The sequence below is a fragment of the Promicromonospora alba genome (genome assembly GCF_042654905.1).
GTDB lineage: Bacteria > Actinomycetota > Actinomycetes > Actinomycetales > Cellulomonadaceae > Promicromonospora > Promicromonospora alba.
On record NZ_JBHSFI010000003.1, the window covers coordinates 851,053 to 871,882 of the forward strand.

24 protein-coding genes are annotated in these 20,830 nt (G+C 71.3%); 11 read left to right on the forward strand and 13 right to left on the reverse strand.

Annotated features, from left to right (window positions below; translation table 11 throughout):
• Window positions 1–86: 86 nt before the first annotated feature.
• A complete protein-coding gene (locus ACFO6V_RS09025) occupies window positions 87–737 on the forward strand; it encodes a biliverdin-producing heme oxygenase (protein ID WP_377134399.1) in 651 nt (216 codons plus the stop codon).
• 160 nt (window positions 738–897) lie between these two features.
• Window positions 898–1,287, forward strand: a complete 390-nt coding sequence (locus ACFO6V_RS09030; protein ID WP_377134401.1) for a DUF6223 family protein — start codon at window positions 898–900, stop codon at window positions 1,285–1,287.
• A gap of 51 nt (window positions 1,288–1,338) precedes the next feature.
• Here the strand turns inward: ACFO6V_RS09030 and ACFO6V_RS09035 are convergent, their stop codons facing one another.
• Both ACFO6V_RS09035 and ACFO6V_RS09040 read right to left on the reverse strand, forming a co-directional pair.
• Window positions 1,339–2,001, reverse strand: coding sequence for a response regulator (locus ACFO6V_RS09035; RefSeq protein WP_377134403.1), 663 nt, complete (start codon window positions 1,999–2,001; stop codon window positions 1,339–1,341).
• A complete protein-coding gene (locus ACFO6V_RS09040) occupies window positions 1,998–3,152 on the reverse strand; it encodes a sensor histidine kinase (protein WP_377134405.1) in 1,155 nt (384 codons plus the stop codon). Before ACFO6V_RS09040 ends, ACFO6V_RS09035 begins: the two co-directional genes overlap by 4 nt.
• Before the next feature lie 202 nt (window positions 3,153–3,354).
• Here ACFO6V_RS09040 and ACFO6V_RS09045 point away from each other — a divergent pair, with 202 nt between their 5' ends.
• Together ACFO6V_RS09045 and ACFO6V_RS09050 are read left to right on the forward strand one after the other, a co-directional pair.
• Entirely contained in the window at window positions 3,355–5,091 is a 1,737-nt protein-coding gene (locus tag ACFO6V_RS09045; RefSeq protein ID WP_377134407.1) for an L-aspartate oxidase, read from the forward strand.
• Window positions 5,092–5,449: 358 nt separating this feature from the next.
• Window positions 5,450–6,103 (forward strand): TMEM175 family protein, encoded by a 654-nt coding sequence (locus ACFO6V_RS09050; RefSeq protein ID WP_377134409.1) that lies wholly within the window; start codon window positions 5,450–5,452, stop codon window positions 6,101–6,103.
• A gap of 91 nt (window positions 6,104–6,194) precedes the next feature.
• On the opposite strand, the gene ACFO6V_RS09055 is transcribed toward ACFO6V_RS09050, so the two are convergent.
• Window positions 6,195–6,686, reverse strand: a complete 492-nt coding sequence (locus tag ACFO6V_RS09055) for a MarR family winged helix-turn-helix transcriptional regulator (protein ID WP_377134411.1) — start codon at window positions 6,684–6,686, stop codon at window positions 6,195–6,197.
• A 111-nt stretch (window positions 6,687–6,797) separates the two neighbouring features.
• Here ACFO6V_RS09055 and ACFO6V_RS09060 point away from each other — a divergent pair, with 111 nt between their 5' ends.
• Window positions 6,798–7,226 (forward strand): DUF6069 family protein, encoded by a 429-nt coding sequence (locus ACFO6V_RS09060; RefSeq protein ID WP_377134413.1) that lies wholly within the window; start codon window positions 6,798–6,800, stop codon window positions 7,224–7,226.
• A gap of 12 nt (window positions 7,227–7,238) precedes the next feature.
• On the opposite strand, the gene ACFO6V_RS09065 is transcribed toward ACFO6V_RS09060, so the two are convergent.
• Complete coding sequence (locus tag ACFO6V_RS09065) at window positions 7,239–8,201, reverse strand: squalene cyclase (RefSeq protein WP_377134416.1); 963 nt, start codon at window positions 8,199–8,201, stop codon at window positions 7,239–7,241.
• A 120-nt stretch (window positions 8,202–8,321) separates the two neighbouring features.
• On the opposite strand from ACFO6V_RS09065, the gene ACFO6V_RS09070 reads away from it, so the two are divergent.
• Window positions 8,322–8,936 (forward strand): VOC family protein, encoded by a 615-nt coding sequence (locus ACFO6V_RS09070; RefSeq protein WP_377134418.1) that lies wholly within the window; start codon window positions 8,322–8,324, stop codon window positions 8,934–8,936.
• 16 nt (window positions 8,937–8,952) lie between these two features.
• Here ACFO6V_RS09070 and ACFO6V_RS09075 read toward each other — a convergent pair whose 3' ends face one another.
• Genes ACFO6V_RS09075 through ACFO6V_RS09085 form a run of 3 tightly spaced genes read right to left on the reverse strand, consistent with a single transcriptional unit; the run spans window position 8,953 to window position 11,128 of the window.
• Complete coding sequence (locus ACFO6V_RS09075) at window positions 8,953–9,543, reverse strand: uracil-DNA glycosylase family protein (protein ID WP_377134420.1); 591 nt, start codon at window positions 9,541–9,543, stop codon at window positions 8,953–8,955.
• A 14-nt stretch (window positions 9,544–9,557) separates the two neighbouring features.
• Window positions 9,558–9,833, reverse strand: a complete 276-nt coding sequence (locus ACFO6V_RS09080) for a hypothetical protein (RefSeq protein ID WP_377134422.1) — start codon at window positions 9,831–9,833, stop codon at window positions 9,558–9,560.
• Window positions 9,830–11,128, reverse strand: a complete 1,299-nt coding sequence (locus ACFO6V_RS09085) for an inorganic phosphate transporter (RefSeq protein WP_377135194.1) — start codon at window positions 11,126–11,128, stop codon at window positions 9,830–9,832. The genes ACFO6V_RS09080 and ACFO6V_RS09085 overlap by 4 nt, the downstream gene beginning before the upstream one ends.
• Window positions 11,129–11,368: 240 nt before the next feature.
• On the opposite strand from ACFO6V_RS09085, the gene ACFO6V_RS09090 reads away from it, so the two are divergent.
• From ACFO6V_RS09090 to ACFO6V_RS09100, 3 genes are read left to right on the forward strand one after another with little or no spacing between them, the layout of a single operon-like run.
• Complete coding sequence (locus tag ACFO6V_RS09090; protein WP_377134424.1) at window positions 11,369–12,202, forward strand: CPBP family intramembrane glutamic endopeptidase; 834 nt, start codon at window positions 11,369–11,371, stop codon at window positions 12,200–12,202.
• Entirely contained in the window at window positions 12,199–13,380 is a 1,182-nt protein-coding gene (locus tag ACFO6V_RS09095; RefSeq protein ID WP_377134426.1) for a sensor histidine kinase, read from the forward strand. Before ACFO6V_RS09090 ends, ACFO6V_RS09095 begins: the two co-directional genes overlap by 4 nt.
• A complete protein-coding gene (locus ACFO6V_RS09100) occupies window positions 13,380–14,039 on the forward strand; it encodes a response regulator (RefSeq protein ID WP_377134428.1) in 660 nt (219 codons plus the stop codon). The genes ACFO6V_RS09095 and ACFO6V_RS09100 overlap by 1 nt, the downstream gene beginning before the upstream one ends.
• Window positions 14,040–14,061: 22 nt before the next feature.
• Here ACFO6V_RS09100 and ACFO6V_RS09105 read toward each other — a convergent pair whose 3' ends face one another.
• Entirely contained in the window at window positions 14,062–14,799 is a 738-nt protein-coding gene (locus tag ACFO6V_RS09105) for a hypothetical protein (protein WP_377134430.1), read from the reverse strand.
• Between the two features lie 185 nt (window positions 14,800–14,984).
• On the opposite strand from ACFO6V_RS09105, the gene ACFO6V_RS09110 reads away from it, so the two are divergent.
• Entirely contained in the window at window positions 14,985–15,293 is a 309-nt protein-coding gene (locus ACFO6V_RS09110) for a hypothetical protein (RefSeq protein WP_357504512.1), read from the forward strand.
• 101 nt (window positions 15,294–15,394) lie between these two features.
• On the opposite strand, the gene ACFO6V_RS09115 is transcribed toward ACFO6V_RS09110, so the two are convergent.
• Window positions 15,395–16,042: a PAS and ANTAR domain-containing protein gene (locus tag ACFO6V_RS09115; RefSeq protein ID WP_377134432.1), complete on the reverse strand. Its 648-nt coding sequence runs from the start codon at window positions 16,040–16,042 to the stop codon at window positions 15,395–15,397.
• Between the two features lie 348 nt (window positions 16,043–16,390).
• On the reverse strand, window positions 16,391–17,884 hold the full coding sequence (locus tag ACFO6V_RS09120; protein ID WP_377134434.1) for an SDR family oxidoreductase: 1,494 nt from the start codon (window positions 17,882–17,884) through the stop codon (window positions 16,391–16,393).
• 95 nt (window positions 17,885–17,979) lie between these two features.
• Between ACFO6V_RS09120 and ACFO6V_RS09125 the strand changes: the two genes are divergently transcribed.
• Window positions 17,980–18,765 carry a tryptophan-rich sensory protein gene (locus ACFO6V_RS09125; RefSeq protein WP_377134436.1) on the forward strand — a complete coding sequence of 262 codons (786 nt, stop codon included), beginning with the start codon at window positions 17,980–17,982 and terminating at the stop codon, window positions 18,763–18,765.
• 51 nt (window positions 18,766–18,816) lie between these two features.
• On the opposite strand, the gene ACFO6V_RS09130 is transcribed toward ACFO6V_RS09125, so the two are convergent.
• The 3 genes from ACFO6V_RS09130 to ACFO6V_RS09140 form a co-directional block, all read right to left on the reverse strand.
• Window positions 18,817–19,056, reverse strand: a complete 240-nt coding sequence (locus ACFO6V_RS09130) for an Atu4866 domain-containing protein (RefSeq protein WP_377134438.1) — start codon at window positions 19,054–19,056, stop codon at window positions 18,817–18,819.
• Between the two features lie 144 nt (window positions 19,057–19,200).
• Window positions 19,201–19,611: a GNAT family N-acetyltransferase gene (locus tag ACFO6V_RS09135; protein WP_377134440.1), complete on the reverse strand. Its 411-nt coding sequence runs from the start codon at window positions 19,609–19,611 to the stop codon at window positions 19,201–19,203.
• 147 nt (window positions 19,612–19,758) lie between these two features.
• Window positions 19,759–20,805 carry an HAD domain-containing protein gene (locus tag ACFO6V_RS09140; protein WP_377134442.1) on the reverse strand — a complete coding sequence of 349 codons (1,047 nt, stop codon included), beginning with the start codon at window positions 20,803–20,805 and terminating at the stop codon, window positions 19,759–19,761.
• Window positions 20,806–20,830 lie beyond the last annotated feature (25 nt).

The window sequence follows — 20,830 nt, forward strand, 5'->3', positions numbered from 1 at the left end:
AAGTTAGGCTCACCTAACCGGAGTTGCTATGCTCGCGATGTGATGACAGTTTGTCAGCACGTTGCCGTCCTGTCGGAGGAGATCCTGTGAGCCTGCCCGTCGAGGAAGAACTCCCCCTGTCCGCCCTGCTGCGCCAGAGCACGCGCGACGAGCACGACGCCGCCAACTCGGAGCAGTTCATCGAGGAGCTCATGTCCGGGGCGCTGACCCGGGCCGCTCACGCCGACCTCTCGGCCCAGCTCCTCGTGGTCTACGAGGCGCTGGAAGAGGCGAGCGTCGCCGTGCGCGACGACGAGCGGGGCGCCGGCCTCGTCTTCAACGAGCTCACACGCGTCCCGGCCATCGAGCGCGACCTGGCCTACCTGTACGGACCCGCGTGGCGCGAGGAGATCCGCATCCTGCCCGCGACGCGCCGGTACGCGGACCGCGTCCGCGAGATCGGCGGCAGCCTGCCGCACTACGCGGCGCACTCGTACACGCGCTACCTCGGTGACCTGTCGGGCGGCCAGATCGTGAAGCGCATGATGAAGCAGCACTACGGCCTGGACGAGGAAGGGCTGGCGTTCTACACGTTCCCGGACATCCCGAAGGTCAAGGTCTTCAAGGACGCGTACCGCAACGAGCTGGACCAGCTCGACCTGGACGAGGACGAGGTGGCCGCCACCGTCGCGGAGACGCACCACGCGTTCCACCTGAACCGTGCGGTGTTCACGGAGCTCGCCGAGATCCACTGCTGAACCCCCGAGGCGCCCGGGCGGTAACAACCCGGGTGGTACGACGGCGGGCAGCCGTACGACCAGCGTGGGCAGGCCGGTCGCAACCCCAGCGGGACGACGGCGGGCAGCCCCCTTCCATAGCGTGCGACCTGTACCCGTCACGCGAACGAAGGGAACCATCATGTTCGTCCAGCACCTGCTCGTCACCGCCGGGGTCCCGGCAGCCGTCCACGTCGCGGCGCAGCAGGCCGTGAGCTCGTACGCCCTGACTCCCGGGCGCTTCTGGAGCTTCGTCGCCATCGGGCTCGGGCTGGTCGGGGTGGTCGTCGGCGGGCTCGCGCTGGCCAGGCCCGCCGGGCGCCTCGGTATCGAGACCGGCCGGCTCGGTGCCGCGCTGGCCCTGGGTGCGGGGCTGGTCGGGGCCGTCGGCGGCGCGGTGGTCGTTGCCACCTCGGGCGGTCAGCTCGGCACCGGCGGCGGGCTCGCGGGCGGCGGCGTCGCCGTCGTGCTCGGGCTGGTCGGCGTCGCCCTCGGCGGGCTGGCCCTGGTCCGCGCCCGCCGCACCGCCTGAGCCGCCTGACCTGCCGGATCACGCCTGACACGTCAGGCGGGGCCCGCCAGGTCAGGCGTCGGCGAGCCAGCCGGGCACGGTCAGACCGGACTCGTACGCGAGGATCACGAGCTGCGAGCGGTCCCGGACCTGGGCCTTGGTCATGATGCGGCTGACGTGCGTCTTGGCCGTGGCCGGGCTCAGCACCAGCCGTGCGGCGATCTCGGTGTTGGACAGGCCCGCGGCGACCAGCGCCATCACCTCGCGCTCCCGCTCGGTGAGGGCGCTCAGCCGCGGGCCGGGGTCCGGGTACGTGGCCCGCGCGGCGAACTCGGCGATCAGCCGGCGCGTGATCGCGGGCGCGATCAGCGCGTCGCCCCGGGCCACCACCCGCAGGGCGTGGATCAGCTCCGCCGGCTCGCTGTCCTTGACGAGGAAGCCGCTGGCGCCGGCTCGCAGCGCGCCGTAGACGTACTCGTCCAGGTCGAACGTCGTCAGGATGAGCACGCGGGCCTCGGTGCTCGCTGCGATCTCGTGGGTGGCGGCGAGGCCGTCCACCCCGGGCATCCGGATGTCCATGAGGACGACGTCGGGGCGCAGCTGCCGGGCGAGCCGGGTCGCCTCGCCGCCGTCGGCCGCCTCGCCGACCACCTCGATACCGTCCTCGCCCTCCAGGATGGACCGGAACCCGGCGCGGACCAGGGCCTGGTCGTCAGCGAGCAGCACCCGGATCATGCCGGTTCCCCGGACGCCGACCCGACCGGCCCCGCGTCCGGCACCGGCAGACGCGCGCTCACCCGGAACCCGCCGCCCGGGCGTGGGCCGGTCTCCAGCGATCCGCCCAGCGCCCTGGCCCGTTCCGCCATGCCGAGGATGCCGTTGCCGGGTTCGCCCGGGGTGCGGGTTCCGTCGTCCTCGATCTCCACCAGCACGTCTCCCTCGTCGGGCGCGGACCGGACCCGCACCACCGCCGACGACGCCGCGGAGTGCCGGGTCACGTTGGTGAGCGCCTCCTGGACGATCCGGTACGCGGCCAGGTCGACCTCCGCCGGCAGGTGCCGGTCCTCGCCAAGCTCCGTCCGGACGCGCAGCCCGGAGGCCCCGGCCACGGCCACGAGGTCGTCGACCCGCGCCAGGCCGGGCGCCGGGGCGGTCGGCGCCTCGCCGTCCTGCCGCAGCACGCCCAGCGTCGTGCGCAGCTCGCGCAGCGTCTCCTTGCTCGCCTGCTTGATCGCGGTGAGCGCCTGCTCGGACCGTTCGGGGTCCGGCCGGTGCAGCGCGGCGCTGGCCTGCACGTTGATCAGGGAGAGGTGGTGGCCCAGCACGTCGTGCACCTCGCGCGCGATCCGCAGGCGTTCCTCGGTGGCCCGTCGCCGGGACTCCTCCTCGACGCGCTGCTCGGACGCGAGCGCCCGCGCCCGGGCCTCGGCGAGGTAGGCACGGCGGTTGCGGGTCACACCGACGATGACGGCGACCAGCCAGCCGGCGTGCAGGAACGTCGCCCCGTTCGAGGTCTCCCGGTCGTAGCCGTCCGCGATCGCGAAGGACACCACCGAGGCCAGCCCGAGCCCGATGGCGACCGCGACGTGACCCTCGTCGACCACCGTGTAGAGCGCCACGACGAACACCAGCATGATGAGCCCGGGCTGCTGGAGCAGCGCCCCGTACGCGGTGACGCCGGCCAGCGCCACCAGGCCCACCGGCACCGGGAAGCGGCGGCGGAGGTAGAGCGCACCGGAGGAGACGAGCACGACGGCGAGCGCCGCCCACTCGGCACCGGTACCGATGCCGCCGGTCTGCACCACCAGGCCGACGACGGCGACCAGGCCGACCGCGAGCGCGAGCCCCGCGTCCGCCGTCCGGCCACGCCATCGCCACCTCGACATGGGCCGAGCCTACGTGCCCCGGGTGGTCGCGAGAAGGGCTGCCGCAGGGCCCCGCCGGCATGACCCATCTCACCTGATGGGATTGTTCACACCGCAACCCTGTCACGAATCGCGAGCCCCGGTGGTCGGATGGACAAGGGCCGCCGGCAGTGCGGCCGCGGCTATGCCGACCTGGCAGAACACGTGAGGCAGAGGTAATCGGATGAACACCACCGAACGTCGAATCTCAACAACTGTGCTGGTCATCGGGACGGGCGGGTCCGGCCTACGCGCCGCGATCGAGCTCGCAGAACAGGGTGTCGACGTACTGGCCCTCGGCAAGCGGCCGCGCATGGACACCCACACGTCGCTCGCGGCGGGCGGGATCAACGCCGCGCTCGGCACCATGGACGCGGAGGACAGCTGGCAGCAGCACGCCGCGGACACCATCAAAGAGAGCTACTTCCTGGCCAACCCGCACACGGCCGAGATCGTCGCGAAGGGCGCCGCCCAGGGCATCGCGGACCTCGAGCGGTACGGCATGGCGTTCGCGCGGGAGGACGACGGGCGCATCTCCCAGCGGTTCTTCGGCGCGCACACGTACCGCCGCACCGCCTTCGCGGGCGACTACACCGGCCTGGAGATCCAGCGTTCGCTGGTCAATCGCGCGACCCAGCTGAACATCCCGATCCTCGACTCGGTCTACGTCACCCGGATCCTCACCCGCGACGGCGCGGTGTTCGGCGCCTACGGGTTCGACCTGACCGACGGCACGCCGTACCTGATCCACGCGGACGCCGTGATCCTCGCCGCGGGCGGCCACAACCGCATCTGGCGGCGCACGTCCTCCCGCCGTGACGAGAACACGGGCGACTCGTTCCGGCTGGCGGTCGAGGCCGGGGCGCGCCTGCGCGACCCGGAGCTGGTCCAGTTCCATCCGTCGGGCATCCTCGAGCCGGAGAACGCGGCCGGGACGCTCATCTCCGAGGCGGCGCGCGGCGAGGGCGGCATCCTGCGCAACGCCCTGGGCGAGCGGTTCATGCAGAACTACGACCCCGAACGGATGGAGCTGTCGACCCGCGATCGCGTGGCATTGGCGGCTTACACGGAGATCAAGGAGGGACGCGGCACCGAGAAGGGCGGCGTCTGGCTCGACGTCTCGCACCTGCCGCGCGAGACGATCATGACGCGCCTGCCGCGCGTCTACCAGACGATGCTCGAGCTGCAGATGCTCGACATCACGGCCGAGCCCATCGAGATCGCCCCCACCGCGCACTACTCGATGGGCGGCGTGTGGGTCCGGCCAGAGGACCACAGCACCGAGGTCGACGGTCTGTACGCGATCGGCGAGGCGTCCAGCGGCCTGCACGGCGCCAACCGCCTCGGCGGAAACTCCCTGATCGAGCTGCTGGTGTTCGGCCGGATCGTCGGCCGGGCCGCCGCCGCCTACTCGGCAGGCCTGGAGGCGCAGAACCGTTCGCACGACGCCGAGGCCGAGGCCCGCGCCGAGGTCGCCGACCTGCTGGCCGCCGACGGGCACGAGAACGTGCGCGCCCTGCAGCGGGCGGTGCGCAACACGATGACCGAGCACGCCGGCGTCGTCCGGGACGAGCAGGGGCTGACCGCCGGACTGCGTGAGCTGGACGAGATCGAGGTGCGCACCAAGAACGTGGGCATCCACCCGGACATCGCCGGGTTCCAGGACCTGGCGCACGCCTTCGACCTGAAGGCGTCGCTCATCGCCGCCCGGGCGACGCTGGAGGCCGCCCGCGAGCGCCGCGAGACCCGCGGGTGCCACAACCGGTCGGACTACCCGGACCTCGACCCCGCGCTGCAGGTGAACCTGGTGTGGTCCCCGCGCACAGGCGTGGTCCGGGAGGCGATCCCGGAGGTCCCGGACGAGATCGCCGCCCTGATCCAGACCCAGGAGGTCTCGACGGAGGGCAAGCTGGTCGAGTAGCCCCCGGGATCGTTGAGTGCTGGATATTTGCCCTGTTCTCGTCCCGAAAAGCGCAAATATCCAGCACTCAACGAACGGGGTGGAGTCGGTTCATGACGTGGTGAGCTCGATGCTTCCGGTGTCAGCGTCACCACGGCTGTAGCCGCCGCCCCCTCCGCCGTCGCCGCCTCCGCCACAGCTCGTCGCGAGGAGCAGGACGGTCAGCCCCACTCCGACGACAACCTTCGCTCCTCGTGAGATGGGCCCTCGCAGTCTGGACATGGTTCCTCCTCGTACCGGTCCGTCCTCGTAGATCCTTCCTACTCCTTTTTACGGCACGGCAGAGGACAAGTCTCCGAGTCATGGCAGGATCTCCCGCGTGAGCGACAAGATCGAGCAGACGACACCGTCGGCGTACACCAGCGAGCGCCTCATCGCTTTCCTTGACGCCGCGATCGCCATCGCGCTGACCCTGCTCATCCTGCCGCTCATGGAGGGCGTGTCCGAGGCGTCCGCCGACAGAAGCAGCCTCGCGGAGTACGTCGGCGCGCACGCCTCGCAGCTCCTGGCCTTCGGGCTCAGCTTCGTGATGATTGCCATGTTCTGGCGGCTGCACCACGCGATGCTGCTGCCGGACACGCCGACGAGCCGCGGCCGGACCATGCTCCAGTTCGCGTGGCTGTTCACGATCACGATCATGCCCGTGGTCACGGCGCTCACCGGCGGGCTGGAGACCGACCGGCCACTGGTCGCCTCCTACATCGGCACCCTCGCAGCGAGCGCGTGGCTGCTGTTCGCCATCGCCGTCGTCGAACGGCGGACGCGTGCGGCGGTCGGACTGCCGTACACGGCCACCCTGGCGGCCGCGCCGTTGTCCATGGCCCTGATCTTCACGCTGACCCTGCTGCTCGGGATGGTCGTGCCCTCGTACTTCTGGCTCTTCGTCATGGCGCTGACCGGTCCGGTGCGCGGGCTGCTGATCCGTTTCGGCGTGGTCGGCCGGGAAACGGCGTCAGCGACGGACGGCTCGTAGCCACCCCTCCTGCAGCCAGGACCGTCCGGGCGGCGGGTGACCACGACCAAGCCGAGGGCGTCGGCGAGCCTGGGATCCGCCCCCGCACCCGTCAGTGAGCGGCCCTGCCCCAGGACTTCTGTGCGCGCGGCTCGCCGCAGTGGTGATTCGTGACGCCGTCCGCGGCACCCGCCAGCAGGCCGGCCAGGATGTCGCGGAGCTGGACCCTGACCTCACCAGGAACGTCGAAGAACTTCTCGGCGTGGGCGTAACCCCGCGCACGGAGCAGGTCGCGCGTGCGCTTCCCGTCGGCCGTGAGGACCACCTGCTTGACGCGGCGGTCCGCCGGATCGGCCTGGCGGACGACGAGACCCCGGCGCTCGAGCCCGTCCACGATGCCCGTCACGTTCGACGGCTCGCACGAGAGCGAGTCGGCGATGGCCCGCATCGGCATGGGCTCGACCAGGTTCACCAGCAGCAGCGCCTGAGCGTGCGGCAGGCCGTGCTCCGCGCCGGCCGCGTTGAAGTCGGCGCTGAGGTGCCCGGCCGCGCCGAAGACGAGGCCGATCAGCTCCTCGAGGATCGGGTCGGCTTGCGCGCTCATGAGGCCCACCCTACTCCCTACTTCAGAGACTGAACTGTTCAGGTACTGAAGGATCTGCTAGGTTCGCCATGCTTCAGCACCTGAACCATTCACAACCTGAAGGAGTTCCTCGTGTCGGACCTGCAGCAGAAGACCCGCACCCCGAACCGCGTCGGTGCCCGTGCTCTGGCGGTCGCCGCAACAGTGGCCGCCGCCGCCCTCGTCTGGCTGGTGGGCGAACCGCTGCTCGGCAACGATCTGGTGGTCGAGCAGCCCGGCCAGGCTCCCCTGGACCTGAGCCTGGCCTCGTTCGTGATCATCACGCTCGGCGCGTCCCTCGCGGGCTGGGCGGTGCTCGCCCTGCTGGAGAAGATCACGCGGTACGGCAGGCGGATCTGGACGGGCCTCGCGGTCGCCGTCGTGCTCGTGTCGTTCCTGCCGTTCCTGTCGGCCCAGATGACTACCGGTTCGGCGGTGGTGCTCGGCGTTGTCCACCTCGTCGTCGGAGCCGTCCTGGTCCCGCTGCTGCTCCGGGTACCGCGCGGGAGCGACGAGGCCTGAGCGGCCCGAGCGCTATGCGGGACGGGCGCCGTCCCACCAGTCGAGCACGCGCGTGCCGTAGAAGGTGAGCCACCTCGACGGCTCCCCCGGCGGGACGTCGATCTCGAACCAGACCCGCCCCGGATGGCGCCCCTCCTGCAGCCAGGTGCCGTCCGGGCGGCGGGCGGCGCGGACCACGGCGACGGCGTCGGCAAGCCTGGGATCAGGCCCGACGCCGTCGTGCAGCGCCGCCGCGCGAAAGTAGTCGAGGGCGTTGAGGGCGCTGAAGCCCCAGCGGAACGGGTACCCGAAGTGGGTGGCCCACGGGCCGACGGGCTCGCCGGTCGAGAGCCTGCGGAGGAGCCGGCGCTCCAGGAGGTACTCCTCGCCGGCCCGGCGTGCGGCGCGCACGTCGGCGCCGGTCCGCGCGTCGGTCTCGTAGTACAGGAGGCCCTTGAGGGAATTGAGCGTGGAGTGGAACGAGGAGCGCGTCGAGCCCTCGACCCACTCGCAGTTCCAACCGCCGTCGGGGAGGCGGTGGTCCACGAACCACTGGGCGATGCCGGAGACGTCGACGCCCAGCCACACCCCGTTGGCGAGCGTCCAGCTGTTGATGCAGCAGTCGACCTCGCCGTCCCAGTAGGGCAGGTCCTCGTACTCCCACCGGCTGTTCGCGGCGATCTTCTCGGCGGTCCCGGCCAGCGCTGCGGCGTCGAGGCCCCAGTCGCGGAGGCTGCTGAGCGACCAGGTCGTCGCGGTCCAGGGCTGGCCCTCCTCGTCGCCCTGGAAGCCGGCCGGGAAGAAGGCGCCGCCCGCCCACTGCCCGTCGGGGTCCTGCTGCGCGAGGAGGCGGGCCCCGAATCCCTCGGTGGCGACGCGGGCGCGGGTTGCCTGCCATACGTCCTCGGGCGCGCCGACGAGGTCGCGTTCGACCTGCCAGCGCAGCGCTGGGTCGGCGTCGAGCAACCAGGTGAGCAGCTCCGGTGCGGGAGGCACCTCAGGAGGCTACCGCGAGCCGATCCGAGACACTCAGGAATGCCGGTCAGGAGGTCGGTCAGGAAGGTCGGTCAGGAATCGAGAAGCACCCGGCGGCATGCCGAACCTAACGTGGTGGGCATGGCAAACATCGACTCCGTCACCCTCGAAGTGACCGACCTCAGCTCCGCACGTTCCTTCTACGACGCCCTCGACCTGGGCGACCGGCTCCAGCTCCGCGAGTCCGACGCACCCACCAGCGGGTTCCGCGGGTTCCACCTGTCCCTCGTCTGCTCTCAGCCGGGTGACGTCAACGCCCTGTTCGACGCCGCCGTCGCCGCGGGAGCCACCGTGCTCAAGCCGGTGGCGAAGTCCATGTGGGGCCACGGCGGCGCGGTCCAGGCGCCCGACGGCACCATCTGGAAGATCGCGACGTCCGCCAAGAAGGACACCGCCCCCGTCTCCCGGAAGGCCGACGAGATAGTGCTCCTCATCGGGGCGGACGACGTGTCGGCGAGCAAGAAGTTCTACGTCGCGCACGGCCTGACCGTGGGCAAGAGCTTCGGCTCGTACGTCGACTTCAAGATGGGCTCCAGCCCCATCGGGTTCGGCCTGTACAAGCGGGCTGCGCTGGCCAAGGACGGCGGGGTGGCCCCCGAGGGGTCCGGCTCGCACCGGATCGCGGTGAACAGCGACCTCGGCACGTTCACCGACCCGGACGGGTTCGCGTGGGAGCCGGTCCGGGTGAGCCGGTAGCGCCGGGCTGCCGTCGTCACGTCCCCGCGAGCGCTCCGGCCACCAGCGTGCGCAGCGTCGGGACCACCTCCTCCTCGAACCAGGGGTTCTTGGACTGCCAGCGGAAGTTGAGCGGCGACGGGTGCACCAGGGGGATGGTCGACGGCAGGTACTCGGTGTAGGCGCGCACGGTCTCGGTGAGGGTCGGCTTCGCCCGGGCGCCCAGGTAGTACTTCTGGGCGTAGCCGCCCACCAGGATCGTGAGCCGGAGGTCCGGCAGCTCGGTGAGGATCCGCCCGTGCCACAGCGCAGCGAAGTCCTTGCGCGGCGGCAGGTCGCCGGAGGCACCCTTGCCCGGGTAGTAGAAGTCCATCGGGACGAGGGCGACCCGGTCCGGGTCGTAGAACTGGGTGTCGTCGACGCCGAGCCAGGTGCGCAGTCGGACGCCGCTGGCGTCGTTCCACGGCACGCCGCTCTCCTGCGCCTTGCGGCCGGGCGCCTGGCCGATGAGCGCGATCCGGGCGCCGGCCGCCGCGGAGTAGAGCGGCTCGTAGCCGAGGTCCCGCGCCCAGGCGTTGGACTCGTGGGCGGCGATCTCCGCCCGGATCCGGTCGAGATTGCTCGTCAAGGTGCGAGCCTCGGTCAGTGCCCGCCGGAGACCAGGAATGCCAGCCCGGTGGCGATGGCCGCGACGCACAGGGCCAGGCACAGGTAGCCGCCCAGCCGTCGTGCAAGGCCAGGTGCGGCGACGGCGGCCGTCGTGTCGCCGTCGTGCGTGCCACCGGCTTCGACGTCGGCCCGGACCGGCAGCGTGAGCAGCCGGAGCCCCAGTGCGAACAGTGCGGGGACGCCCGCGCCGACCAGCAGGCCGACGAGGACGACCTGCCCCAGCGCGCCCCACTCGATGATGCCGCTCATTCCGCTGTTCCCTTCCCGGAGGCGTTCGGTGTCCCACCGGCCGCTGAGGATCCGGCCGCTCCCACGCCCACCGTCACGCTGTCGATCGCGGCGGCGGCTGCCGATGTCGTCGGGCCCGCCTCGACCGGTGCGACGTGCAGCGGACCGGCTTCGCCGGTGGTCGCGGCGACCGGTTCGATCCCGGCCCCGCGCTCCTCGTCCCAGGCCTCGTTGACGTTGGTGTGGTCGACGGGCTTGCGGCGCGAGGCGATCCAGATGGCCGCGGCCGACGCGAGCAGGATGCCGAGCACCAGCACGCTGCCGAGCACACCGCCGACCCCGTGCTGCACCCAGAAGCAGAGCGCACCGATCAGGCCCGCAGCGGGCAGCGTGAGCATCCAGGCGCCGAGCATGCGGCCCGCGAGCCCCCAGCGCACCGTCGCGCCCGGCATGCCGACACCGGAGCCCAGGATCGAGCCGGTGGCGACGTGGGTCGTGGACAGCGAGAAGCCGAAGTAGCTCGACAGCATGATGACGGCCGCCGACGACGTCTCCGCCGCCATCCCCTGCCGGGTGTCGATCTCGACGAGGCCCTTGCCGAGCGCGCGGATGATGCGCCAGCCGCCGGTGTAGGTGCCGAGCGCCATGGCAAGGGCGCAGGACAGGATGACCCAGAACGGGACGCCCGAGTCCGCAGGTACCGCGCCGGCCGTGATGAGGGCGAGCAGGATGATGCCCATCGACTTCTGCGCGTCGTTGGTGCCGTGCGCGAGGGAGACCAGCGAGGCGGAGCCGACCTGGCCCCAGCGGAACCCGCGCGAGGTGACGTCCTGCGGCAGGCCTCGGGTCAGCCGCGCGACGAGCCAGGTACCCGTCGCGGCGACCGCGATGGCGACCATCGGGGCGATCAGAGCCGGGACCAGGACCTTCGCGAGGACGCCCTCCCACAGCACGCCGGAGGTGCCCGCGGCCGCCAGCACCGCACCCACGACGCCGCCGACCAGCGCGTGCGACGAGCTGGACGGCAGGCCGACCAGCCAGGTGAGCAGGTTCCAGACGATGCCGCCGACCAGCCCGGCGAACACGACCTCCAGGGTGATGACGTCGGCGTCGACGAGTCCCTTGGCGATGGTCGCGGCCACGGACAGCGACAGGAACGCGCCGACCAGGTTCAGGGCCGCGGACAGCAGGACCGCCCGGCGAGGCGTAAGAGCTCGGGTGGCGATGGAGGTCGCCATGGCATTGCCCGTGTCGTGGAAGCCGTTCGTGAAGTCGAAGGCGAGTGCGGTGAGCACGACCACGACGAGAAGAATCATCTCGGTCACCACACCATGGTGACGTGTGCGCAGATCACACTTGACCAGCGGGTGACGTTCAGGTGAACAGTTCGATTTCTGTTCACATGGTGTTCATCTTCCGGGGCCGACGGATCTTGCCTGTCCCCCGTGCGAGCTACCCGCGAATGTCCACCCTGCGGTGACTACCGCGCGCCGCTCGATCCATAGCGTTCTGGGTAGTCCGCGGCGCTCCGGCCGCGGCTTCTCGAAGGAGTCATCGTGCGTCTGGTGTGGCAGCTCGTAGCCGTTCTGGCGGTCTCGTTCCTCGGCAGCCAAGCGCTGGCGCTGGCCGGGGACAACCCCTGGCTGGCGCTCGTCGTGGGGTTCGCGACGGCCGTGCTCGCCGTCCTCGTCTACGCCTGGGTGGTGCGGCGCACGGAACACCGTGACGTGGTGGAGGTGTCCCGGGAGGGAGCGGTGTCCGGGCTCGGGTGGGGCACGCTGCTCGGTGTCGGGCTGTTCGCCCTGGTCATCGTCAACCTCGCCTTCCTGGGCAGCTACACGGTGCACGGCCTGGGCACGGTGACGGGAGCGGTCGGGCTCGTCGGCTTCATGGCTGCGGTCGCGGTGAGCGAGGAGCTGATGTTCCGCGGCGTCCTGTTCCGGATCATCGAGGGGTGGACCGGCACGTGGATCGCCCTGACGGCGACCAGCCTGCTGTTCGGCCTGGCGCACCTGATCAACCCGAACGCCAGCCTGTGGGGCGCGCTCGCCATCGCCGTCGAGGCGGGCGGCATGCTCACCGCCGCGTACGTCGCCACCCGCAAGCTGTGGGTGCCGATCGGTCTGCACCTCGGCTGGAACATCGCCGGGAGCGCGATCTTCAGCACCGAGGTCTCGGGCAACAACACCCCGCAGGGCCTGCTGGACGCCTCGACGTCGGGCCCGATGCTGATCACGGGCGGCGAGTTCGGCCCGGAGGGCAGCGTCTACTCGATCGTGTTCTGCGTGGCGGTCGCCGCGGTGTTCATCCGGATGGCGTACCGGCGCGGGCACATTGTTCCGCTGCGCCGCTCCGCCCGGGCCGATGCGGCCGTTACGCTCCCCCGGTGATCGAACTTCGGCGGGTCCCGGACCGGTGGCGCGACCGGTGGCACCGGCTCGACGTCACGGTCCGGGACCTGCCGCTCGCCCTCGCGCTCGCCGGTGCGGCGTTCGTGCCGGTGCTGCGGGAGTACGGGACGCAGGTCGGCGAGATGCCCGCCCGTCCGTTCGACGGCGCAGCGGTGCTGCTCATCGCGCTCCAGTGCCTCCCGCTCGCGGTGCGTCGGCGGTGGCCGGCCGTATGCGTCGCGCTGGTCTCGCTCGGCTTCGTGCTCGGCCAGGTCCAGGGCTACCACTCGTTCGCGGCCAACGCGCTGGGCGTAGCGCTGGTGAGCGCCGGGGCGCACCTGGCGCACCGCCGTCGGCTCGTGGTCGCCGCGCTCTCCGTGGCATACGTGGGGCTGGCGGTCGCGCTCGACCGGCTGACCGGCGCCGAGCGGGTGGACGAGTACCTGACGTTCTACCTGGTGATGGCCCTCGCGTGGGGTGTCGGCGCCTGGGTGCGCTCGACCCGGGCGGCCGAGGCCGAGCGACGGCACCGGGTCGCCGAGGAGACCCGCACCGCCGAACGCACCCGCATCGCCCGCGAGCTGCACGACGTCGTGACGCATCACGTCACGGCGATGGTCGTGCAGACCGAGGCGGCGCGGTACCTGACCGCCTCGCCCGACCGTCTCGCCGAGACGCTGACCGCCGTCGGCGACACGGGCCGGCTCGCGATCAGCGACCTGCGGAACCTGCTCGACCTGCTGGACCCCGGCCACGAGGGCCCCGCCCGGACGCAGCCGGACGGCGACCTGGGCGCGCTCGTCGAGCAGACCCGGCGGGCCGGGCAGCCGGTGGAGCTCACCGAGCACGGCACGCCGGCGACGTCGTCGGGCAGCGCCGAACGCGCCGCGCACCGCGTGGTGCAGGAGTCGCTGACGAACGCCCTCAAGCACGCCCACGGCCGCCCGACGGCGGTGACCGTGCACTACGACGACAGGGAGATCACGGTGGAGGTCAGCACCGACGGGCCGGGCCCACGAGCCGGCGGACGGGCTCGCAGCGTCTCGCCGGGCGGCAGCGGGCGGGGCCTGGCCGGGCTGCGCGAACGGGTAGCCGCCCTGGGCGGCGAGTTCAGCGCCCAGCGGTCGGACGACGGCGGTTTCGTCGTGCTGGCCCGTATCCCGACCGGGGGCCGGTAGTGACCTCGCCGACCCGCGTGCTGGTCTGTGACGACCAGGTACTGATCCGCACCGGGTTCGCGACGATCATCGACGCCCAGCCCGACCTCGAGGTGGTGGGCGACTGTGGTGACGGGCGAGCCGCCGTCGATCTCGCCAGCCGGCTGAACCCCGACGTCGTCGTGATGGACGTCCGGATGCCGGTCCTCGACGGCATCGAGGCGACCCGCCTGCTCGCCGGCGCCGGGGTGGAGCATCCCGTCAAGGTGCTCGTGGTGACGACCTTCAACCTCGACGAGTACGTCTACGAGGCGCTGCGCGCCGGGGCCAGCGGGTTCCTCCTCAAGGACGCCCCGGCCGCGCAGCTGCTGAACGGCATCCGCACCGTCGCGTCGGGGGCCGCGCTGCTGGCACCCGAGGTGACCCGGCAGCTGGTGGGCAGGTACGCGGCACGGATCCGGCCCGCCGAGAGCGTCCCGGGCGACACCGCGCTGACGCCGCGCGAGCTGGAGGTGCTGCGCCTCATCGCCAACGGCCTGTCGAACGGCGAGATCGCCGCGACGCTGGTGATCAGCCAGGAGACGGTCAAGACGTACGTCTCCCGCCTCCTGGCCAAGCTCGGCCTGCGCGACCGCGTGCAGGCGGTGGTCTACGCCTACCGCAACGGGCTGGTGACGTGACGTCGCCCGGTGGAGCGGCGGGTCAGAGCCGCAACAGGTCCCGGGCGAGTCCCTCGCGCAGGCCGGCGGGCGGGTCCACGTACCCCTCGGCGCGCAGCGCCCCGGGAAAACCTCCCGCCGCGAACGCGTCGTTGAGGTCGTCGACGAACCACGTCGTCGGACCGACCAGGCCGTCGACGCCCGGACCCGGCACGTCGACCCCGTACGGCCCGTCGCCGCTGATGTTGGCCTTGTGCAGGGCGTCAGGCGCGAAGTCGAGCTGGAACGGGGAGGTGTCCTCGTCGGCGTCCTCGGCCCACAGCTTCCACTCCCCCTCGTAGTACTCGCGCGACCCGCCGCCGTAGACGGTGTGCTCGAACTCGACCACGAGCGGGTCGGCCAGGACGCTCTCGGACCACCTCGGGTGCTCGCCCACGAGCCACACGTCCCCGACCTGGCGGATCCACGCGGCGACGGTCATCGGGAACGGCGCGAACGTCTCCTCCATCCAGTCGGCGAGCGCGGACGCGCCGTCGGTGGGCGGGAAGTGGGGCGGGCGAGGCGTCGCGTCGTCATCGTTCCTGGTGGCGATGAAGCCGTCCGCCTGCAGCCGGTCGACGAGCGTCTCCACGTTCTGTCGCGCCCGGCTCGCCATCTCGCGCGCGACCGCCTGCGCGTCCTCCCTGTGGCGCACACCGAACGCGTCCAGGCCCAGGGCTCGCAGGTCCCGCCAGACGCCGTCGTGGTCCCCGGCTTGATACCGGGCAATATGACTGGTCACGGTGTCATCCTGGCAGAGCCTCAGAGGGTGCCTGGAGCATCCTCGACCTCGGGTCAGCCGACGGCACGGGTGATCTCTGCGCCCCGGGCTGTGCCGGCAGGGGCCCGGACGTACGTTGGCCACAGGGGGCGGACCGGGTTCGCCCGACCTACCCGGACGCTCCTCGCCACAAGGAGGTGGTGAGCATGAAGCGCGTCTTCCTGACGTGCGTCGTCGCCGCAGGGCTGACCGTGGGTGGCTCCATGTCAGCGCACGCCGGCGAGACCAACGGAAAGGGTGACCCGATCCCGGGAGCATTCAACGCCAGCTCGGCGTGCGCATTCTCGGGCCGGGACCTGCCCGACGACCAGGAGGTCCAGCCGCCGGAGTTCGACGACGACTTCGTCACGGGCGGGCACGTCCAGAGCTACGGCAAGTACGTCAGCCACGGCCTCAAGGGCGCTGTCCCGAGCCCCGGTGAGGCCTGCCGCGGCAACATCGCGTTCGAGGAGTAGCGGCCGCGCGACCGACGCCCGGAGGCGTCGAGCTGCCTCCGGGCGTCGGGATCCGGGCACCCGTCAGCGATGCCCCGTGTCGTCCCACCGTGCTGACAGCGTCAGAGCTGCGGCTCCCGTACCTGCGGCGCCAGGGCAGCGAGGACGTCCGCGGTCGAACCCCCGGTACTCGTCAGATCAACGATCTCTCGGGCCACGTCACGCACGGCCACGTTCGTCTCGTTGGAGGTGACGCGCAGGCGTTCGAACGCCTCGGCAGGCTCGACACCCAGGACGAAGGCAATGATGCCCTTGGCCTGTTCGATCGAGGCACGCGTAGCCGCAGACGCACGGATGGACTCCGATGCGGCTTGACTCGCCAGCGCCTGGACCGTGGCGGAGATATCGACGAAATAGCCCACGAGCTCGCAGATCTGGTGCGTCGCCGGGTCGCGGCGCCCCTGGCCGACCACCGTCAGCGTCCGCTCTGCCCCTCGGGCGTCCATGACGCGATGAACACTGCTGAACGGCTCCCCGGTCGCCGCTGCCGTCTTCAGGACGCGGGACACACGGACGCGGTCGTCCGGATGCTTGTGAGCCAGGATGAGCTTCGTGGTCGGAACCACCTCGCCGGGTTCGAAGCCGTGGATCTGGTACGTCTCGTCCGACCACCACCACCGCTGAGTGGCGAGCTCGTACCGGTAACGTCCCACGAGATGGTTGATGCCGAGCGTAAGAGCACGCTCTATCTCCGACGGTTCAACATTCATTTGTACAGCCCTCCGTGCGCTACGTGCGCCGTTGAGCCGTTGCCTGACTCTTTACCCAGGGTAACGTTGAAACAGGATTTCTGATACCCGGACGGTAAACAAGTGATCAAGAACTCGCCGTGTCTCCTCGCTCCTGGTCGAGCGTGGAACGTCAACTCCGCAGGTCAGAGGACCTTCGAGGGCAGAGGTCGGGCCGGATCGGGTCGGCAAGGAACTTGTCGATCGCCTCACGGGTCGGCACCTCCGTGACGTTCGTACCGGAGAACAGGTGCACCAGCGAGTAAGCCAGGTCCCGAACAGCGAGGTTCGACCGGTTGCACCCCGTCGACCCGGGTCGGACGGACCGTCTCAGTCGGTTGGTCTGCGCCCGGCGCCGTGCTCCTTCGCCGCGCGGGCGATGTTGCGCTGCATGCCGCCGAACACGATGCCGTGGAACGGGCTGATGGCCCACCAGTACAGCTGCCCCGGGAGCCCCTGCGGCGAGAAGACTGCGCGCTGGCGGAACGTCGGCCGGTCGCCGGGCTCGCCCTCGACGGACAGCTCGAGCCACGCGAGACCCGGCAGGCGCATCTCGGCCCGCAGTCGCAGCAGCTCGCCCGGAACCACCTTCTCGACGCGCCACCAGTCGAGCGCGTCACCGGGTGCGAGGTGCTGCGGGTGTCGGCGTCCGCGGCGCAGCCCCGGACCTCCGAACAGCCGGTCCAGGAGACCGCGCGCCACCCAGCCCAGGTGCCAGGAGTACCAGCCGTGCGCCCCGCCGATGCCCTCGATCACCGACCAGAGCGCCTCGCGCGTCGTATCCACCTCTATCGACCGGTCGTCCAAGAGCAGGCTCCCGCCCGCCCAGTCGGGGTCCTCGGGCAGCGGGTCGGACGGCGCCCCCGGGGTAGACGCCGAGACCCAGCTCGTCCGTACGTCCAGGTCCCGGATGCGCGCCAGCGCCAGCTCGACCGCCCGGTCGAAGCCGATCAGCCCCTCGGGCGGGTCGGGCACGTACTCCGCGATGTCGTGCTCACGTGCTACGACCTCGTGCACCAGGGATCCCACGAGCGGGCGGGCGATCGCCGGCGGCACGGGCGTCACCAGACCGACCCACAGGCTGGCGAGCCGCGGGGTCAGGACCGGGACGGCGCGGATGATCCGAGGACGGAGCCCGGCGGCGGCCGCATAGCGCTGCATCATCTCGCGGTAGGTGAGCACGTCCGGGCCCCCGACGTCGAACCCCCGACTCACCTCGGGCGGGATGCTCGCCGCGCCCACGAGGTAGCGCAGCACGTCGCGCACGGCGATCGGCTGGATGCGGTTGTTGATCCAGCGCGGCGCGATCATCGCCGGCAGCCGTTCGGTGAGGTACCGCATCATCTCGAAGGACGCGCTGCCCGACCCGAGGATCACCGCCGCCCGCAGCACGATCGTCGGCACACCACTGTCGAGCAGGATCTCCTCGACCTCCCGCCGGGACTCCAGGTGCGGCGAGAGCCGTTCCGCGTCGGGGTGCAGGCCGCCGAGGTAGACGATGCGACGCACGCCGGCCTCCCTGGCCACCACCGCGAACCCGCGGGCCGTGCTGCGGTCACGCTCGGCGAACCCCGACCCGGAGCCGAGGGCGTGGATCAGGTAGTAAGCCACGTCGACGCCCTCCAGCGCCCGGCGCAGGTCCGGCCGCGCCGTGGCATCACCGGCGAACACCTCCACGTCGTCGGCCCAGTCGCGGGACGAGATGCGCTCGGGGTGCCGGGCCAGGACACGGACGCGATACCCGGCAGAGAGCAGCTCGGGCACCAGTCGCCCGCCGATGTATCCGGTGGCCCCCGTGACCAGGACCTGACCGCCGTCGTTCATGGCGTTACCGCCTCTCGCTCGACAACGTAAATCCTGGCAGATTACTAGATAGGCTAGCAATATCCCGGACCAGCGACTCGAGGAGCCAGGACCGCATGCATCTCACCGACCGGATCCAGCAGGTCGTCGTCACCGTCAGCTTCGCGTTCTGCGTGATCGGCTCGATGATCGGCGTCGGCATCTTCGGCGGCACACCGATCGCCTCGGCGGCCGGAGGGGCGCTCGCGGCAGATGCCACGCTCATCGCACCGGCGTCCCCCGCCTTCTCGGTGTGGACGGTCGTGTACCTCGGGCTCGCGGGGTACACGGTGCTGCAGTGGTTCCCCACCGCGGCGTCCGCGGACCGGCAGCGCAGCCTGCGGATACCGGTCGCCGGGACCATGCTGCTCAACGCGGTGTGGATCCTGGTGGTGCAGGCGGGCTGGCTCTGGGTGAGCGTCGCCGTCATCGCGGCGCTGCTCGCGCTGCTCAGCCGGGTCCTCGTGATCCTGATGCGGTCCCGGGCGAGCGGACTGCTGGAACGCCTGCTCGTCGACGGTTCGCTCGGCGTCTACCTCGGCTGGGTCTGCGTGGCCACTGCCGCCAACGTCGCAGCAGCCCTCACCAGCTCGGGATTCGACGGCGCAGGGATCGACCCGGCTTGGTGGGCGGTCGCGGTTCTGGTGGCGGTCGGTGGCGTCGGGGTCGCACTCGCTGTGCGCAGCAAGGGCCGCGTCGCCGTGGCCGCGGCCATCGCGTGGGGCCTCGCCTGGATCGCCGTAGCGAGGTGGGACGGCGCGCCGCACTCCGTGCCGACGGCCGTTGCGGCGGGCGCGGCCGCCGTCGTCGTCCTCGGGGTCGCGCTGAGCCTGCGCGTGCGCGCGGCGACCAGTGCAGTTTGACCTGCACCGGCGGCGCGGGCCGGCCAACGGCGGGATGTGGGCCCGACGCCGTCAGTCCCGCCGGTACATCACCATGCCGCCGTGGTACAGCACCCCGTCACGGAAGTCGCCGTCCGCGCTGAACCCCGTGTCGTCCTTGTAGCGGATGTGGTCGCCCTCGATCCAGTACCGCCCCGTGTAGGCGCTCTCCCGCTCACCGCGTGCCTCGTCGTACCGGCCGTCGGGCAGCAACCGCTGCCGCACGTGCCCGTCCGCCGTGACCCACAGCCCGACGTAGCCGTCCGTCGTCATGTCCGTCTCCCGTTCCCGCCCTGCGGCGATCCGATGCCCGGCGTTCTCGCCCGACGATCACCAGGTTGCCCGGGGCGCTCGCAGGCAACCAGGCTGCGGTATGCCGGGGTGTACGGCACCCAGGCTGACGACGTCGCTGTCCGGTCAGGAGTCGGTGAGGTGGACGAGCCCGGCGGCCGTCGGTCGGAAACCGCAGGACTCCAGGTAGAACGCCTCGAGGTGCGGCTCGAAGTCGACGAACAGCCACTCGCATCCCGCCGCCCGGGCCTCCTCGACCGCGCGCCGCACGACGGCGGTACCGAGTCCCTGCCGCTGGTGGCTGGGGCGCGTCTTGGTGTCGATCAGGAACGCGTGGCCCCCGCCGTCCCAGGCGACGTTCACGAACCCGACCAGCTGACCCTCGCGGCTCCGGGCGGATACCCACCCCAGCGAATGGCCTCGGATCCGGTCCCACCATCCGGGCTCCGGGTTGCCGCCGTGGGACTCGGTGAGGTCGACGATCTCGGCGTCAGACACCGGCCCGCGCCAGTCCAGAACCACTTCATCAGCAGACATCGCTCCAGCCTGACACGAGAAACCGGTGGACCGTCAGGTCTCCAGCGCCCAGCATTGCGGCCATGACATCGCCGACCACGAGCCGGGACCGATTCCGGGCCCTCGCCGCCGAGACCATGGACGTCGTCCGAGCCGGCAGCTAGCGACTCAACGGCACAGGTCGTCGACCCAGGCACGCAGGTCAGGCAGCCCTGCCGACGCGTCGGCGACGATCTGCTCCACGGGCCGACGGCGGCCCGGCGCGAGCCGGCCAGCAGCCCGCGTCAGCTCGATGTGCGTTCGTACGGTCCGCTCCGGGTCGGGCTTGAAATAGCGCTCCCCCACCTCGAACTCGCTCGGGACGTCGTGCGGGCCGAACCCGTGAGCGAAGAACCACAGTGCGTCCCAGGCGTCACCGGCCAGGACCGCGACGTCACCCTCCGACCCGACGTAGACCACGGGCTGGTCCACCAGTTCGGCATCAGGGCGGATCATCCACGAACACACGTATCCACCGCTGCTGTCCTGCGCGAAGGGACGAAGCTTCTCGCCAGTGACATCCGGGTTTCCCGTCCAGTGACGCAGCCACCATCCCGTCTCCGCGACCGGTTCGAGCGCAGGGTAGGGCTCCAAGTCGACGCCCTTGCCGTCGTCGTAATCGAACCGCGCGTCCATGATCGCGCGTAGCGGCGGCGGGATGTCGTCAGCAGCAGGCGGGCCGACCGCCTCGCGTATCCAGGCCGTCACCACGGCCAGATCATCCTTGGTCAGGCCTGACGTCGGACTGACCCGGTGCAAGAGTGCCGGACCTGGGTGCGCTGCCTCGACCCACTGCTGGTCGAGGTCGCGGATCTCGTCGTCGAGCCAGATGAACGGCCGCCCTGCCGCGTGTCGAACCAGGGACGCCGTCTTCCAGTGCACGCCGCCGGGCACTACGTCGTCGTCGCCCTCGTCGAAGTCGACCACGGGCAACCGACCCAGTGCCAGGATCGGCGCGACGACGTCGTTCGCGTCGTGGCCCCAGGCCGAGGCCCACACCAGCTCGCCTCCGAGCCGGACCAGGTCGTAGCTGGGCGCCCGGCGCAGCTTGCCCAGCTGCGGGTTGGAGTGTGCCCGCCACGCGCGAGGGTCATGGACGGCTTGCGAACGGTCGCCCGGGCCGAACGGCAGGAGTGTTCCGTCGATGTCGAGGAACACGATGGGTCGCTGCGTCACGATGCGGCACCCTACCGGCCGCCGC

Excerpts from the sequence above, each read along its gene's own strand:
- ACFO6V_RS09030 (WP_377134401.1), top strand. The coding sequence starts at position 898 with ATGTTCGTCCAGCACCTGCTCGTCACCGCCGGGGTCCCGGCAGCCGTC.
- ACFO6V_RS09035 (WP_377134403.1), bottom strand. The coding sequence starts at position 2,001 with ATGATCCGGGTGCTGCTCGCTGACGACCAGGCCCTGGTCCGCGCCGGG.
- ACFO6V_RS09040 (WP_377134405.1), bottom strand. The coding sequence starts at position 3,152 with ATGTCGAGGTGGCGATGGCGTGGCCGGACGGCGGACGCGGGGCTCGCG.
- ACFO6V_RS09045 (WP_377134407.1), top strand. The coding sequence starts at position 3,355 with ATGAACACCACCGAACGTCGAATCTCAACAACTGTGCTGGTCATCGGG.
- ACFO6V_RS09055 (WP_377134411.1), bottom strand. The coding sequence starts at position 6,686 with ATGAGCGCGCAAGCCGACCCGATCCTCGAGGAGCTGATCGGCCTCGTC.
- ACFO6V_RS09070 (WP_377134418.1), top strand. The coding sequence starts at position 8,322 with ATGGCAAACATCGACTCCGTCACCCTCGAAGTGACCGACCTCAGCTCC.
- ACFO6V_RS09080 (WP_377134422.1), bottom strand. The coding sequence starts at position 9,833 with ATGAGCGGCATCATCGAGTGGGGCGCGCTGGGGCAGGTCGTCCTCGTC.
- ACFO6V_RS09085 (WP_377135194.1), bottom strand. The coding sequence starts at position 11,128 with ATGATTCTTCTCGTCGTGGTCGTGCTCACCGCACTCGCCTTCGACTTC.
- ACFO6V_RS09110 (WP_357504512.1), top strand. The coding sequence starts at position 14,985 with ATGAAGCGCGTCTTCCTGACGTGCGTCGTCGCCGCAGGGCTGACCGTG.
- ACFO6V_RS09115 (WP_377134432.1), bottom strand. The coding sequence starts at position 16,042 with ATGAATGTTGAACCGTCGGAGATAGAGCGTGCTCTTACGCTCGGCATC.
- ACFO6V_RS09120 (WP_377134434.1), bottom strand. The coding sequence starts at position 17,884 with ATGAACGACGGCGGTCAGGTCCTGGTCACGGGGGCCACCGGATACATC.
- ACFO6V_RS09125 (WP_377134436.1), top strand. The coding sequence starts at position 17,980 with ATGCATCTCACCGACCGGATCCAGCAGGTCGTCGTCACCGTCAGCTTC.
- ACFO6V_RS09130 (WP_377134438.1), bottom strand. The coding sequence starts at position 19,056 with ATGACGACGGACGGCTACGTCGGGCTGTGGGTCACGGCGGACGGGCAC.
- ACFO6V_RS09135 (WP_377134440.1), bottom strand. The coding sequence starts at position 19,611 with ATGTCTGCTGATGAAGTGGTTCTGGACTGGCGCGGGCCGGTGTCTGAC.